Below are 15509 nucleotides of genomic sequence, written 5' to 3'. Positions count from 1 at the left end.
CCCTGTCCTCTGACGGTTGTGTAACGAATGCCGATAATCACGGCGCAGTATGGATTAAGATATTTCTTCAGGCAGCATGGTCAATGCGTCATATCGCCGTGTCATCAGACGGCAAGCCAGCCCGGTTGCCATGAGCGCAAGACCAGACCAGAAGAACCACCGGTCAATTCCAATGAGTTCGCTTACCGGTCCTGCAACAATGAGTCCTATTGGCATAGCCCATGTCATGGCGGTCATCATAAGAGAGAACACCTTACCCATCATTTCCGGCGGGATAGTTTCCTGGATATAGGCCATTATCGGCACATTCAAAAAAGTACCGGAGCTGCCCATAAGAAAACAACAGAAAAGGAAAACCCAAAAGCCCCCGGCGGGCAAAGCTCCACTGACAAGAGAGCATGCGCCCATAACTACGATTGCGAGAGCCGCCATAAGAAAGCGACGCCTCATACCACCCCAAACTCCTATGACAAAAGAAGAAATCAGCAGCCCGCCCGCAAAGACAAACTCAGCTGCACCGCTATGCCACGCCGTACCGCCGAAATGAACACGGATCAATAGCGGAAACAAAGAACCCAAAGGCATATAAAGAATGGTCATAATCATCATGGCGGGGAATATTGCCATAAGAGGCTTATTTGCCCGCATTGCAGAAAGCCCCATCTTCATATCTGCCAGCATATGCGGCATTTCACCACTTTGCGGTATATTGGGGATTCTGATGAACAACAGACATGCTATGGCGAAAACAGCTCCAAATATATCTATCAACATGATGGCAGCGATTGGGAAAATACCCATGAGGGCTGCGCCCAACGCTGGACCAAGCATATTGGAAACTGAAGTGACCATATTGCCCCAGCCACCAGCCTTAGTAAGCATCGGTGCAGGTACCAGCATGGGAATGGCAGCTTGCATGGCCGGGCCGTGGAAGGTGTTGCCAAGCCCCCGCAATAACAGTATAAGGTAGATGAATGTTAAGGGGGGATTTTCTGACAACAGGAAGGCACTGCCTAAAGCCACGCTGGAAAGAGCCACAAAACCATCAGCCGCGATCATAACAGTGCGTCGGTTATAGCGGTCAATCCATACTCCGGCAAAGGGGCCTATTATCATGCTCGGAATAAAGGCAACAATGGATGCCACTGTAAGTGTAACTGCAGATTCAGTCTGTATTGTCAGCCACCAGATAACAGCGAATTGTACAGCAGACGACCCTAGCAAGGAAAACGCTTGCCCTGCGTAAATAGTAATAAATTGTTTTTTCCATTTATTCATTTTTTATATTCTCCTATATTACAAAATTCGTTTTTTTAAAGTGAGTTATTGTAATACGGAATTACCGCAACATAACCCGCGGTTCTATCTTAACCTCATGGAATGCGTCATTAAATTATCCTCCTGATATATATTTTGTACGTAACGTACGATTCTTACCAACATGGTAAAAAAACATCATGTGCAAAGATTATAGCACAAGTCCACTGAAAATTCTACAACGAAGTCCTGGGCCGCCAAAGGACAAATCGTCATCAATTCATCAGTTTCACCACACCAGTTGCCACCTTCCCGGTAAATGCATCGTCATGCTCCACAAGCAGTATGGTCGGCTGGAACTTAAGGATTAAATCCCCGATCTGGATCCTGGAATATACATCAATGAAATTAAGAGGTTCATCCCAGATATACAGATGGGCCTGCTCACAGAGGCTGCGGGCGATGAGAACCTTTTTCTTCTGTCCTTCGCTATAGGATTCCATGGGTATTTCCAGCTGTTCTCTAGAAAAGTCCAGCTTTCGAAGAAGCGCCTTAAACAGATGATCTTCGATACCGCTTTCCATGGTATATTCTGTCAGGCTCCCTTTTAAAAATGAAGTATCCTGAGATACATAGGATATTTTAAGACCGCTTGGTATTTCCTTATACCCTTTAAAGGAAATAGTGTCTCCTGTCAGTTCCCTTCCGGCGATCAGCTTTAATATGCTGGATTTTCCGCAGCCATTTTTTCCCTGCAGGGATATTCTCTGTCCCTGTTCCAGTGTAAAGCAGACGGGCCCGCAAACAGGCCCTTCATAGTAAGGAACAACATCCTTTAATGAAAGGATTCTGGATGAGCGGTATTTTAAAGGATAAAGCTTAAGATCTTCTGCCTCTTCTATATTTTTCAAAAGCCCTTTTTTATCCTCAATGGCCCTGCCCTGCCTGAGTTCCAGACTCTTTCTGCGCATCTGCATCCGCCTGGACTTTTCGCCTATATAGGCCCGTGTATCAATGGACTTTTCACGGCCCATGGACTTTTTCCCGATCTTTGTTGACTCCACCTGATCCGCCCATTCGCCTGACTGCCTTGCGGCTGCTTCCAGATGACGGATGTCCTTTTTTAAACGGTTATTTTCGGACCGTTCGTACTGATCCTGCATTTGCTTGTTCTCATACCAGGAGGAGAAATTGCCTTTCTGAACTTCAATATTTGTTTTGTTAATGGACAGGATATGGTCCACAGATGCATCCAGGAATTTCCTGTCATGAGATACAAGGATAAATCCCTTTTTGCTGTTTAAATACTGGCTTACCAGCTCTCTGGCCTCCCGGTCTAAGTGGTTAGTCGGTTCATCGATCAGCAGGAAATGGCCTTCTCTTAAAAACAGGGCTGCTAAAAGAACCTTAGTCCTCTCCCCGTTTGAAAGTGTGTAAAAAGGCCGGTATAGTACATCCTCAGAAACTTTTAGTCTGGAGAGCTCTCTTTTAAGCTCCCAGAATAAATATTCTCCAAGGAGGGAATCCAGAATCTCCACAGTGTTCATTTTTTCATCCGGCACAGGAAAGGGAAAATAGTCAAATATGACATTTGAAATAATAGTTCCTGTGTAATTATAACGATTCATCAGAAGATTTAGAAAGGTAGTTTTTCCTCTCCCGTTTCTTCCAGTAAAACCCAGCTTCCAATCCGTATCAATCTGGAAGGAAACGTGTTCGAAGACAGGATCCGGGCTTCCTTCATAGGTAAATGACAAATCAGTGACCTGTATTAATGACATAGAGATTCCTCCATAGGCAGGAAATAAAATATTTCCGCACAAAAAACGACTGCAAGAATTCATTTTCTCACAGCCGTTCGCATCAAAACAAGCCCATAGGGCTAATATTCTGATTAATCCATGTCATCTATGACATAAAAAGGGTATGAGAATGAAACAATATTCTTGCAAAAACAGGCATGACAAAAAAAAGACAAAGTCTCTTTTTCTTCTCATCATGCAGTTACTTTAGCAAGAATTGTTATTTCATCCTTTCACCTCATTTCGTTTTTATATGCCCGTAGTCTATCATAAATAGATAAAAATGTCAAATATCACAAACGGAATACGGGGGATATTTCATAGTATGTACGAATCCTCTCTAATTAGCCCGTCCAGTAATGGTAATTTCTACCCGGCAGTTTTATGCTCTTCCATCTTCCGTATCATTGGAGGCAATGGGATAAGGCATTTCTGGCTACGTTTGCATTTTACCGCTCATTGATTAGTTTAATGAAATCCAGTGCTTCATCGGCCGGAACCATCTGGGCCGTAATTGCAACCCCCTGTTCCGACAGATACAGAAAATCTGCAATATCTTCTTCTGATACACTGACGGCTTTTTTTAACATTCGGGTGTTCTGCTTTCCTCCCATATTTCCCACATTCACCCGATCCATGTGGAAGCCTGCATCGTAAAGCCTGCATATGGTTTTTGGGCTTTTGGCAACCAGGAAGACCCTTTCCCCTTCGTATTTTTCAGCGCACAGATTTGCGGCAGCTTTTTCTACGGTAAGAATTGAAAGCTTGCACTGCTTAGGACATGCCAGCTTAAGAGCCTCCTTATTGATTGTATCCTTTACAACCTGATCATCAACTACCATAATCCTGGTTGCTCCTGTAACCTGGCTCCAGACAGTAGCTACCTGTCCGTGAATCAGGCGGTCATCAATCCGGACATTAACAATCTCCATCATTAAATAGTCCCCTTTCGTTAGTCTTTTACGGTTATAAACACAGGTGAGGTCCAGGCGGCATCTCCATTTTTCTGCCAGATGCGAAGCCGGAGGTTTCCGCTTTGCTCCATCCGGATCTTTCTTTTCCCGGTCAGTTTATAGGAGCTTTCAGGATATGCCTTCCCTATGCGGATTTTATAGGCATTGTGCCACCATGGATCATTCCGGTAATGAGTGATCTCACCCCAGTTTTCCTTTGTCAGGCAGTTCACTTCATCCCAAAGTGCCATAACCTGGGAGCTGTTAAGCAATTCCCTTACCGGAAGGAGATATTCCTTTCCATTGACAAACAGGTGCAGAACGCTGTCCACATCCGCTTCCACTTCAAAGATAAAGCCCTCTGCTGCAGCCTTCTCCGATCCCATCCATTTACCGGAAGCCGGAGACTGGTATGTAGTCATGGTAAAGCTGCAGCTCTTTTCATCATCCCGAAAAATTTCCTGACCATAGTGATTCCAGCACGGTTGGACGGAAAGCAGTTTTCCGTCCGTTTCCAGACGTCCTTCCCAGTCTTTCCTTAGGTGGTTATGGTAGACCCTGGTATCCGGTCCCCAGCCAAGCTCCAGACGGAACTTGAACCGGATCAATCCAACCGGCCTCTCCCGTTCCCATGTGCCTGAATGCACAACCATTTCCTCTAAGACATTATCTCTTAAAATCTCCACCCTGTCTACCGCTCCGGTCCCTTTTATCTGAAATTCCAATTCTACTTCTTTGCCTGCTTCAATTTCAGATCCCATTGGCGCTGAGTTCACACAATAGTCAACTTCGATCCTGCTCCGGGTTACCCCGTAGGTTCTCCGGTTTATCAATCCTTCCCAGATGGATTCCTTTGTATTATCCTCTGCAAGCACACACATGATTCCATTCTCAAAAACTCCGGGAATACTGTGGTTATCACCTGCCGCAATGATGCCGATTTTATACCCTCGTTCAAGGCCTTTCTCAAAGGTCGTCTCTCCTGTCCGCGGACCCATATGGACATGGCGGTCCATAGACAGAGGCCCATCGTCATTTTCACTGGAGCCGTGGCTGGAGTAAATTTCTGCGATAGGAGAAAACGTTTCGTTATGAGTATCCCAATTCTTACCTCTGGAGCCCGGCTGGTATGCCAGATGGTGAGGGATTCCAATGACCTCCTGCCCCTCATAGGCTGCGGCCAGGTCCTGATATCGCATCGGATGCTCCTGTTTCCCGTTATTGTGAAGAAAAAACACATTATGATCTCCATCCAGCCCGGCTCCCTGCCATTCATAACCCATGAACATTGGAAATCCCTGTCTGTTGGCTTCCTCAGTAAAGTTTCTTAATAATTCCCAGTCCCTGGCAATTGCTTCATCATCGTACCGGTCTTCGACCGCAAGCCCTGAAGGTGAGGGCCGCATGTAAAACGGATAATAAGCCACCGGCCAGAAATCCATCTGTTTTTTTATATGTTCATACCACACCGGGAGCTCGCTCATTTGCTCATGGTGAATATTACTATGCATATCTGTCCAAAACTTATTGTATTTCATGGAATCCTCCCAACTATTCTCTTGGATTTATGAGTGTGTTTTTATCTATTTTCATGGTTGCCCACTCTTCCGGTTTTTTTACCTGTCCCCATGCTTTTAACCGCCGCTGATCATCTCTGGCTTCCTGCTCCCGGTCAGTTAGATACTGCACCATAGGTTTACTCAGGTAGCCTCCGCTTTCTCCTATCTGTTTCATAAGCTCTTCTAATAAGCCTTTCCTCATCATTGACAGATCATGTTCTTCATCAGGATCTTCCTGTAAGTCATATAGACATATGGTTTCATTACCTGACTTGACTATTTTGTATTGTCCCAGAACCACTCCTTCTATGAGCTGCAGGCTGTCATCACTTCCCACCATCTGCTGGATTCTGATGAGTCTGGATGTTTCACTTCGGGTGCCACTGAAATCAAGTCTCTTTCCCTGATGCCAGGAGTAATTTTCATTCCTTCCGGTCTCTTCCAAAAGCGTGCGTGATACATCCAAAAGTCCTGCAGGCTCTTTTGAAATACCTGGAGCTATCCCTGTGCCTGCCGCCAGAAGAGGTATGCGGACCGCAGCTTCATACATGGTCTGCTTACCGAACAGTTTCCGTTTTCCAAGCTGTTCCCCGTGATCAGAGGTGTAGAGAAAGAGATATTCCCGTCCGGCTTCAACTGTCTTGATTTTATGATATAGTTCCTCTACATACCGGTCCAACTGCTCCACCAGGCCGCAATAAGCGGCCTTGCAGTTTCTCATATGTTCTGGTGCACATTCCTGCTGGAATTCATGATAAGCAGAAAAAGAAGGAAGCCTTGCCTCTTTCTCACATTCCTCTATAGTAAAGCGGCTTTGGTACTTAAGGTAATCCTCATTTTTACAGGTAAAAGGAAAATGAGGGCCATAGAATCCTACCACCAGAAACAGCGGTTTTTTATGTTTCTTCTTTCCCCAATTCTCAAGAAAATCCATGGCTGAGCGGAACACCATTTCATCATAAAGCATAACCGGGGAAATCCCCCCTCCAACTGCATCCAGGCAGTTTTTCCTGTTCGTGGTTCCGGCATACACGCCAAAGTCCAGGCGCTTTTTCCCGCCGGTTCCCCAGAATTGAGAGGTGATATCTCCGCAATACCGTTCATCAAATCCATGCTTCTGGTCTTCCCCTTTAAAATGCATCCGGCCAGCCAGAACGGTCTGGTATCCCAGACGTCCCATCTCATGGGCAATGGTGGGCACATCCCCGCCAAGAGCGGCATCATTATTAAAAATGCCCAGTTGTGAGGGTAATTTTCCAGTTAGAAATGACATACGGGAAGGGACGCAAAGGGGCGAATTGCAATAGCAGCGTTCAAACAGCAGACCTTCCTCTGCAATCTTTTTAAGACCTGGCGTATCAATCCGTTCCTCTGCAAATCCCGTGTAATCCCAGCCGTGCTGGTCTGACATTATTAAAACCATATCTTTCATAAGAAAATCTCCTCTGGTCCGTCTGCTTCTGTTCCTCCAGCATTTACATGATCCCTAAAAATACCATAACAGCTGTAAACGCAACGATGCCGAGAATTATCTTTGTCGCGGACCACTTCTTTTTATCCATCAGATACCACACTGCCAGTGTAAGCAAAAGGGGAAGTATCCCAGGCATTATTTTATCAAAAATCTGTTCCTGCAAAGAAAGAGACATTTCACCGCTGACAAACTGGTAAACCACATTTGCTTTTACAGTTGTTGCAGCAACTCCGCCTATTACGATCAACCCCATCATGGTGAGTCCGGTAGTGATTTTATCTGCAAGGGAACGGTTGGTGAAAAACAGGTTTGCCGCACCGATTCCCATATGATATCCTTTATGAAACAGATACCACTGCAGGCCAACCACACTGGTAAGCCATACTGCGCAAAAGAACAGGGGACCAACGGGATTTCCGTCATTAATGCACATGCTCATGGCAATACTCAGCAGAATCGGACTGTAGGTACCGATTAACATAGAGTCTCCAATTCCGGCAAAGGGCCCCATAAGCGCATTTTTGGTATTAACAATCAGCTCTTCACTGACATCTTCCCCCATGGCACGGGCTTCCTCCATGGCAATGGTAATGCCGGGAATCAGGGCGCCAAGCTGAGGCTCTGTGTTAAAAAACTGCATATGGCGCTGAAGGGATTTTTTGTATTCAACGGAATCATTTTTATAGAGTTTCTTTAAAATCGGTTCCAGCACATGGCAAAAGGCTAGTCCCATCATACGTTCAAAATTCTGGGTTGCCTGTATAAAGAAAATGTAAGACCAGGCAGCTTTATTAATATCCTTTTTGTTAAGCAATGAGTTTTCTCTTTTATTCTTCATAACAGCCATCCTCCTCTGCGCTTTGTACCGGAGCCGGTACAGCCGCTTGTGTTCCGCCCTGGGCCATAACAAAGATAAATGCAATTGCAGTTGCAAATACCGCCAGTGCAGTCACAGACATATTGGTGGAGCCGATCAGGATCCAGCCCATCAGAAACAATACAAGCATCCATTTCTTTGAAAGGGACTGCTTAAGCAGCATGGCAAATCCAATGGCCGGGAGCATCTTTCCGGCAACCTCAAAGAAGTGCAGGATTCCCTGAGGCATACTGGTGATCAGGAATTCTGCCAGGGGCGTTCCAAGATAACAGATCAGCAAGGCAGAGCCTCCCCTGAGAATAAAGCTTGGAACGGCTGCCAGGTAAGTAGCACGGTGAATTCCGGCCCCATCTCCTTTTTCTGCGGCAAGATCTCCCATATGAGGAAAATATGCATTGATCGTCATAATAAAATTAAACAGCCCAAGTCCCAGCATGCTGAGAGGAACCGATAAGGCCACTGCCTGTTCACCGGTACCTCCAGCCGCCAGTGCTAATGGTATCCCGATATAGGCTGCCCAGTTCACATCCGCCGGCATAGCACCTCCGGGCGTGATCTGTCCGATAAATAGTGCCTGAACCATAGCACCTGCAATGACGCCCCCTCTTACATCCCCTAAGATCACGCCAATAATCAAGCCGGCTACTAGTGGACGCCCAATCATATTCCACCCTCCGGTTACCCCAAAAAACCATGGTGTACGCTTACTGCCAAGATAGGCAAATATTCCAATCAGTAAAGCTTGTAAAAAAGTCATACCTTATTCCTCCGTTTATTATTCTTCGTAATCCCCATCCGCGACAGCAGATTCTTCAAATTGCACCATTGCATTTTTACCCGCAGTCAAGCTCCCTGCGGCAAGTTCTGAAGCACTGTCCAAGGAGCCTCTTGACATATATCCTTCCAGTACTGCCGGAAGGTTTGCGCCTCCGATTACCGCTATTTTGCCGGACCGCTCCATTTTCATGCGAACGGAGACATTAAACGGGGATCCTCCGGTCAAATCCGTATAAATCAAAATTCCGGTGCACTGGGAAAGCCTTTCAGCCGCCGCCGCTAATTTTCCGGTTAGAATCTCCAGAGAATCTTCCTCCAGGAAATCCACTGGTTCATAATACTCCGGCTCTCCAGCCAGCAGCTTCAGTCCGCTTGTGATCCCTGCGGCATAACTGCCATGGCCGGCTACAATCATTCCTATCATCCTTTTCCTCCTTTCATTTTCCAAAGCTGACGTAATCTTCTGGATTTTTTGAACTTGCGGTCTTACACTCCTTTCTGTTTATTTTCCATTCTGGTTTTATTGTAATTTCACCTTTCAGAATCGGATCTCCTGTATCTTCCTGATAAACCAGTAATCTATGGCTCATATCTTTCAAAACCGAAGCGTATTCCCCGTTATATGCCAGATTATTGCGTTCTCCCGGATCATAAAGAAGATCGTAAAGAGCTTCTTCGTACTTTGTCTGGCTTTCCAGATCCTGCTTCAGAAAATAATCTTTTGTCATAGATTCATCAATGTTTGACTGGTTAATCTTCAAATAGGCTGTATCATAAAAACGGATATATTTGTAACGCTTCGTGCGTACACAACGTGCCGGCTCATAGGACGTGTGGAAATTGATTTCGGCAAAGACATCGGACCTGATTTCTTCTTTCTCCCCTGTTAACAGGGGAACCATTGATTTTCCTTCCAGATATTCCGGTTTCTCCAATTCAAGGAGCTCGCAAAGCGTAGGAAATACATCCATATGGGAAACAAGACTGTCTGCAACGGTTCCATTCGCCAAAGCTCCCGGTGAACGAAGCATCAGATTCACACCGATCCCGCTGTCAAATAAAGTACATTTTGAAAAGGGATTTGGCAAACCGTGATCTGTAGTAAAAAGGATAATGGTATTTTCCCACAACCCCTCTTCTTTTAAGCAGGATATCACCTGGCCAAAACAGGCATCTGCGCATTTAACGCTCATCAGATAACCTGCAAAATCGTTACGGGTTTCCCTGGTGTCCGGAATCGGATAAGGGGGAAGGGCATATTCAGGGTCAATATCATCATCAATCTTATCAGGAAACCGCCGATGGGTTGCATACATTCCGTAAGAAAGGAAAAAGGGTTGTTTTTTATTATAATTTTTCAGCCATCGGCAGACCTTACGTGCATTTTCCTTATCCCAGTCCACCAGCTCTTCCTGAGAATATCCGGAATTATCTGTGGTCAGTTCTTCCTGATAGCCAATCTCGGCCGCCCCAAGTTTCCGGTCCAGATACCAGCCTGCTTCATGCTGGATTCCGCAAAGAACGGTATTATAGCCATTCTCGTTCAGATAATGAACCAGATGTTTGCTGTAGTCCATGGTAAAGCCTCTCTGGGCCAGACCTAACATGCCATTCTGATGTGGATACGTACTTGTCAGCATTGCTGCCCGGCTGGGGGAACAAGTCGGACCTGCACAGTACGCATTCCGAAACACGGCTGCTGTCCTGGAAAAGGATTCCATATTCGGCGTGGGAACCTTATAACCATAAGGACTTAATACCCGCCCGGAATCATGGGTATGAATATACAATACATTTTTCACTAAATGTACCTCCTGCTGTTAAAATGTATTTATCACTGCTTAATATGTATTATCATTTCTGTACATAATATACTACAGCCGCAAAGTAATGTCAATACATTTAATATATTTGTATTATCATGGAACATGCAGCTTCCTTTATTAGTTTGTTGCGTAGTTTACATATTAATTCAAATATGTATTGTCATTTATTTCAAAGTATAATACAATTAAAGAACTGGTTTTATTAGAAAATGAGGTGATAATTATGGCAGAAAAAAGAATTGCACAATATAAACAGATTGAAAATGACTTGCTTCAGAAGATAAATTTAGGTTATTACAAAAAAGACGATCTTATACCCACAGAGCTGGAGCTTTCTAACACCTATCATGTTTCAAGGGTGACTGTCAGAAAGGCCACAGATAATCTGGTTGCAAAGGGTCTTTTGACAAGAGTTGCCGGAGTTGGAACATTTGTGTGCCACCCTTCTGTTACATTAAACCCCAGTTCCATCCAGGGATTTTCAGAAGTAATGTGTGAACAGGGAATTTCTGTCCGGACAGAAGTTCCCACCTTTATGATCCAGAAAGCACCTTCAAACATTGCTTCCATCTTAAAAATTGAGACAGGGGAACCGATTTATTTTATTGAAAGAATCCGGTATGCAAATGATGAAATTTTTCAGTTTGAAACAACCTATATGTCCAGCCGGTTATATCCCGATATCTCTATGCAGGTATTGCAGCAGTCAAAATATCAGTACTTTGAAAAGGTAAAGGATATGAAAATCGCATACAGCGATCATACGGTAACACCCATTCATCCTACAAAAAATATTGCAGAAATGTTTGGAATTTCGTTGGATACTCCCATTCTGAGAGTTGCCAATACTACTTATCTGACCAATAATCAGATCATGGATTATACAGAATTAACGCTTAACTCACCGAAATACCAGTTGACTTATGTCAAAAGCTGATATCCGGCTTATTCATAAGAGGGAAAGATTCGCAAACGATATCTTTAAGTTTAAGAGCCAGTCTGTATGGTAGAACACCATATCAGCTGGCTCTTGAATCTTTTGTACAGTCACTCTGCTTTAAGTAGGAATACCAGAGACGTATATTTTTTCTTAAATAGCAGGTTTACACTCTCCTGTGATCTTGACCGTATATTCGAAACAACAATCATCCTCACACCACATCTTGAAATTTGTTCCCCATTTATTATTAAATAAATTATAAGAGAATCCCTTCTTTATATCTGGAAGATTCCGGTAATCACCGTACATCCATTTGCCACCCACGCTGACGAGAGGGGAATGGTGGTTTATAACCACGATTTTTCCGTCTGCACCGTGATAGGAGAGTTCTTCCACACAATGCTGTCTTCTGTTACCTCCCCGCACTATTTCAACCGGAGAAATAAGATCTCCCATCTTCTTCAGCCTCCAGCAGTATGGATTTTCTACATCAAAGCAAACATCAAACCAAAGTGCTTCCGGCATGCGGTTGGCATCCTTTCCGGACCAGCAGAGTCTTACTTTAATATCACCCCCAAAGGTATAGGTAATAACAGCTTGCTTCGGGCAGCCATATTTTGTATTCGCCTCTTCATTGCCTTTTAGCATGATGTGAATTTCATTACCATCTGCGCTTATTTTCTTTGCACCAAATACGTAATTCTGATTATCTAAATCCTCTACGAACTCAAGGCCCGGCTTAGAGAAATCTCCTTCCGACCAGCACTGATTTTGGCGGAAGGCCCGATTATAGCTGTAATAATTCTCCACACAGTTCCTGGCATTATAAGTCTCATAGGATAGCCTCCCGAACCCCCCATCCGTAATCCACTCCCTATCACCTTTCTTCAAATACACCATAGTACCACTGCCATCAAATGATACCGTCCATTCTCCTATAACCACCCGATCATAAGGATATATTGTTCTTCCGTCCTCTCTCTCCGCCATATCGCGGCAGTTAACAGTCAGACGGTCAAGTTCCTTTTTTGCCTCTTCCTTCAATTCACCCGGAAGGGTATCCACAGCCTTCCAAATGTATTCCATCTGCTCCGCATGGGAACTTTCATATAGTTTGAAGGATCCATCGAATTTCCCTCCGCGGTACTTGTGGAAATCCTCCTGTAAGACCTTTAACATACCGGCATTGCGGTTTGTAAGGAAATCCAGTGTTGTCACATCCGCTTTTCTGGCTGCCTGGAAATCAGTTTTTTCCCAATTCGTAAAATCAGCCAGGTATTTTTTATAATCTAGTCCCCACGTATGCTCTGCCACCAGAAGCAGGTTTTCCATGAAGTTTCCATAAAAACTGTCTCCCCGGCATAGTCTTCCTTCCCTTTCCATACGGTCCTTCCATTCTATCAGTCCGCGATAACGAGTAATCTTCAGCGGGTCGGAGGCAATGCCATGAATCCAGGTATCCCCTATTTCTTCTTCTACTACCGGAAGGTGGACTTTATATTGAAGCAGGCTCTCAGCATACATGTCCATGGTAGACGCTACGATTTTAGCCTGAGGATAAATGGCCTGTATCCGGTCCATCTCAGCCTCTACAGCTTCAACCGATTGAGGTCCTAAGTTATCACCGGTATGGGCGAATTCCAGTACCTCATCCATTCCTTCCACGTAACAAGGCGCACCGTATTCGATAGAGTACTGGATGATAATCTCCTTATCTCCCGATTTCCAGCGGTAGGTCAAGGGGACTTGAGGGACCATTGAAGAAGGATTGACACCGATGTGCATGTAAACCTTGCCGTGATCCGTCATAGGACCGATGATGGCTTTCGTATGGCCTGGAACATCTGTCATCTTGGCTGAAATGGTGTTCTTTCCGAACCGCTTATCCAACTTGTCAGAAAGGCTTAAATCGTATTCAAAAAGTTCCTTATCCAATAATTCCGTATGTGTAGTGAAGGCCAGTCCATGCCAGCAGATATCTCCCCGGCGAATTGACGCCTCAAGCCGTTTGCAGGCCTCCTCTCCAGCATGTCTGAAATAGTAATCTATGAGATAGGAACCGACAGTCCAGATAAACCGTTTTTCTTTTTCCTTATTTATCTTTATGGCCAAGTCAATGGCAAGCGGAATATAATGATTCACATATTTGTTCAGAACATTCTGCCCTAAATCAGTGAAGCCGATGTCGAGATGGGTCTTAAATACCACGTGTACCTTTTTAATCGCTGATTTATCCATATGCTTTATTTCCTCCATTATTTTCGGATTGCTGCAATTATCATCATGCACATACCATTACCAGGTACGATCCGGTATTCTCCTACGCTTGCAGGCACGATGACTGTTTCCGCATAGTGGACCTCAAAGGGTTGAAAGGTTCCGTCTACACTTTCGATACTGGCAGATTCTCCCTCTACCAGGTTCATCATTTGAACGGAATCCTCCATCTTAACGGAAACCGGTACCGTGAACGTATAGCGGAAGGTGTTGATGAATTCCTGGTTATGAAGTCCGGTACGTTCCAATTTCATACCCTCTCGTTCTTCCAGAATCTGCTCCTGATGAACGATTTCGTTATAGATCCAGTCTGTGTCCCGTTCCCACTGGATATTCTTTAACCCGTGATCCACATGAGTGGGACGTGGGATCCCATCCAAACCGACTCTTCCCCAATCCCACAACTTAAAGGTAAAGATGTAGGGAGTGGCGCTGATCTCAAGTACCATGGTATTTTTACCGGAACAATGGATGGTTCCCGCCGGGATCAATATATGGTCATGCTTCTTCACCGGTATTTCGTTTATATATGTTTCGGCAGGAAACTGGATTTTACCAATCTCAGCTTCACGCAAATCCCGTGCCATAGCATCCTTGTCCACACCTTTTTTTACACCTAAGTAAACATATGTATCCTCGTCTTCATCTGTATCCAGCAAGTAATAACTTTCATCCTGAGTGTAATGCATTCCGAAAGCGTCCTGAATATATTCCATCATCGGATGAACCTGAAGGGATAAATTTCCCCCTCCCATGGTATCCAAAAGATCAAAACGGATAGGAAATTCCGTGCCGAATCGGCCGTACACCCGCTCTCCTAAAAGATCCTTGGGACAGTAGAAAACGAGATCAATGGCAGGGAGTTTTACCTTCACCTCTCCAAAGGCCAAATTTATGGCATTCTCTTCCGGTACTCCATCAAAGCTCCAAGCGAAATTTTCTTTCTCTTTATCAAGGTTGAAGTGCTCCTTCATCCAGTGACCGCCCCAAACCCCCGGATCAAAGTAAGGTTCTAAACGGAAGGGGCGTCTGCTTAGTTCCTTCAGGCCTGCCCGGAATGCCTCACCGGTAATCAACTTTGGATTTCCCTTTTCTTCCGTTTCCAGTATGTAATCAAAGCTTTCAAACCGTTCCTTCTTATACCGGTCGGCTAGTCTCCACTCAATGAAAAACCCTCTTTTATACTTTTCCAGATTCGGTGCATCGTAATTGGTACAGTGCCAGTTAGGCATACCTTCACGGTAGCGAAGCTGAACCTCCCATCGAGTGATATCACAGTAAACCGTGATATCACCTTCCCTTAATAGCCCTGCCCCAACCCCGGCAATCACCACAAGCCCTTTTTTTTGTATGGAAAGCTGCTGCCTGGCTGCTGCCATTTTTTCAAAATCAAAAAAGTCCTCCAGCCGCTTATGGCACATGATTCCAAACACCCGGTCGTCCGTAATAAAATCACGAAATTCCCGGTTTAATACTTCCTCACTTTTTGCCAGTTCTTCCATATCAATGAGAATATCCGGCTTTAATTTCCTTGCCAAAGCAATGATTTCTTCCTTATTCACACCCGGATATAAGTCAAAACACACCACGGCAGATTCCTTTTCCCCAATATTCTGTTTCAATTTAGATATCACCGAATCGTAATCTTCCCATGCATGGTCATTGTACCCCTTAATTTCAGTATACGGATGTAGTTCATAATTGTTATATTTGTTTTTAAATATCATATTTGCCTCCTAATGAAACAAGCGAATATGCCTGTATATC

12 protein-coding genes are annotated in these 15509 nt (G+C 44.6%); 1 reads left to right on the top strand and 11 read right to left on the bottom strand.

Going from position 1 to position 15509, the window contains the following annotated elements:
* Positions 1-54: 54 nt before the first annotated feature.
* From H171_RS07825 to H171_RS07785, 9 genes are all read right to left on the bottom strand, one after another.
* Entirely contained in the window at positions 55-1278 is a 1224-nt protein-coding gene (locus H171_RS07825; protein WP_207655178.1) for an MFS transporter, read from the bottom strand.
* A gap of 254 nt (positions 1279-1532) precedes the next feature.
* Entirely contained in the window at positions 1533-3038 is a 1506-nt protein-coding gene (gene abc-f / locus H171_RS07820) for a ribosomal protection-like ABC-F family protein (RefSeq protein ID WP_100304628.1), read from the bottom strand.
* Positions 3039-3508: 470 nt separating this feature from the next.
* Positions 3509-3994, bottom strand: coding sequence for a PTS system mannose/fructose/N-acetylgalactosamine-transporter subunit IIB (locus H171_RS07815; protein ID WP_242976909.1), 486 nt, complete (start codon positions 3992-3994; stop codon positions 3509-3511).
* Positions 3995-4011: 17 nt separating this feature from the next.
* Complete coding sequence (locus H171_RS07810) at positions 4012-5550, bottom strand: PHP domain-containing protein (RefSeq protein ID WP_207655177.1); 1539 nt, start codon at positions 5548-5550, stop codon at positions 4012-4014.
* Positions 5551-5563: 13 nt separating this feature from the next.
* On the bottom strand, positions 5564-7003 hold the full coding sequence (locus H171_RS07805) for a sulfatase-like hydrolase/transferase (protein ID WP_100304627.1): 1440 nt from the start codon (positions 7001-7003) through the stop codon (positions 5564-5566).
* Positions 7004-7046: 43 nt separating this feature from the next.
* Positions 7047-7883, bottom strand: coding sequence for a PTS system mannose/fructose/sorbose family transporter subunit IID (locus H171_RS07800; protein ID WP_100304626.1), 837 nt, complete (start codon positions 7881-7883; stop codon positions 7047-7049).
* Positions 7873-8679 (bottom strand): PTS mannose/fructose/sorbose/N-acetylgalactosamine transporter subunit IIC, encoded by an 807-nt coding sequence (locus tag H171_RS07795; RefSeq protein ID WP_100304625.1) that lies wholly within the window; start codon positions 8677-8679, stop codon positions 7873-7875. The genes H171_RS07800 and H171_RS07795 overlap by 11 nt, the downstream gene beginning before the upstream one ends.
* Positions 8680-8697: 18 nt before the next feature.
* The gene (locus tag H171_RS07790; protein ID WP_100304624.1) at positions 8698-9123 is read right to left on the bottom strand and encodes a PTS sugar transporter subunit IIA domain-containing protein; all 426 of its coding nucleotides are present in this window, start codon (positions 9121-9123) and stop codon (positions 8698-8700) included.
* Between the two features lie 13 nt (positions 9124-9136).
* Positions 9137-10501 carry a sulfatase family protein gene (locus tag H171_RS07785; protein ID WP_100304623.1) on the bottom strand — a complete coding sequence of 455 codons (1365 nt, stop codon included), beginning with the start codon at positions 10499-10501 and terminating at the stop codon, positions 9137-9139.
* Between the two features lie 247 nt (positions 10502-10748).
* Between H171_RS07785 and H171_RS07780 the strand changes: the two genes are divergently transcribed.
* The gene (locus H171_RS07780; protein WP_100304622.1) at positions 10749-11462 is read left to right on the top strand and encodes a GntR family transcriptional regulator; all 714 of its coding nucleotides are present in this window, start codon (positions 10749-10751) and stop codon (positions 11460-11462) included.
* A 153-nt stretch (positions 11463-11615) separates the two neighbouring features.
* Here the strand turns inward: H171_RS07780 and H171_RS07775 are convergent, their stop codons facing one another.
* Together H171_RS07775 and H171_RS07770 are read right to left on the bottom strand one after the other, a co-directional pair.
* Positions 11616-13703, bottom strand: a complete 2088-nt coding sequence (locus tag H171_RS07775; RefSeq protein ID WP_100307465.1) for a DUF5054 domain-containing protein — start codon at positions 13701-13703, stop codon at positions 11616-11618.
* A 17-nt stretch (positions 13704-13720) separates the two neighbouring features.
* Entirely contained in the window at positions 13721-15469 is a 1749-nt protein-coding gene (locus H171_RS07770; RefSeq protein WP_100304621.1) for a class I mannose-6-phosphate isomerase, read from the bottom strand.
* Positions 15470-15509 lie beyond the last annotated feature (40 nt).

The sequence above is a fragment of the [Clostridium] celerecrescens 18A genome (assembly GCF_002797975.1).
Lineage (GTDB): Bacteria > Bacillota > Clostridia > Lachnospirales > Lachnospiraceae > Lacrimispora > Lacrimispora celerecrescens.
Note: the sequence above shows the minus strand (reverse complement) of the source record. Positions and strands in the feature narration are given on the sequence as shown.

What these genes read in the sequence shown, in the direction of transcription:
- H171_RS07775 (WP_100307465.1), bottom strand. Translation starts at nt 13,703, where the DNA reads ATGGATAAATCAGCGATTAAAAAGGTACACGTGGTATTTAAGACCCAT.
- H171_RS07795 (WP_100304625.1), bottom strand. Translation starts at nt 8,679, where the DNA reads ATGACTTTTTTACAAGCTTTACTGATTGGAATATTTGCCTATCTTGGC.
- abc-f (WP_100304628.1), bottom strand. Translation starts at nt 3,038, where the DNA reads ATGTCATTAATACAGGTCACTGATTTGTCATTTACCTATGAAGGAAGC.
- H171_RS07770 (WP_100304621.1), bottom strand. Translation starts at nt 15,469, where the DNA reads ATGATATTTAAAAACAAATATAACAATTATGAACTACATCCGTATACT.
- H171_RS07810 (WP_207655177.1), bottom strand. Translation starts at nt 5,550, where the DNA reads ATGAAATACAATAAGTTTTGGACAGATATGCATAGTAATATTCACCAT.
- H171_RS07815 (WP_242976909.1), bottom strand. Translation starts at nt 3,994, where the DNA reads ATGATGGAGATTGTTAATGTCCGGATTGATGACCGCCTGATTCACGGA.
- H171_RS07800 (WP_100304626.1), bottom strand. Translation starts at nt 7,883, where the DNA reads ATGAAGAATAAAAGAGAAAACTCATTGCTTAACAAAAAGGATATTAAT.
- H171_RS07780 (WP_100304622.1), top strand. Translation starts at nt 10,749, where the DNA reads ATGGCAGAAAAAAGAATTGCACAATATAAACAGATTGAAAATGACTTG.
- H171_RS07825 (WP_207655178.1), bottom strand. Translation starts at nt 1,278, where the DNA reads ATGAATAAATGGAAAAAACAATTTATTACTATTTACGCAGGGCAAGCG.
- H171_RS07805 (WP_100304627.1), bottom strand. Translation starts at nt 7,003, where the DNA reads ATGAAAGATATGGTTTTAATAATGTCAGACCAGCACGGCTGGGATTAC.
- H171_RS07790 (WP_100304624.1), bottom strand. Translation starts at nt 9,123, where the DNA reads ATGATAGGAATGATTGTAGCCGGCCATGGCAGTTATGCCGCAGGGATC.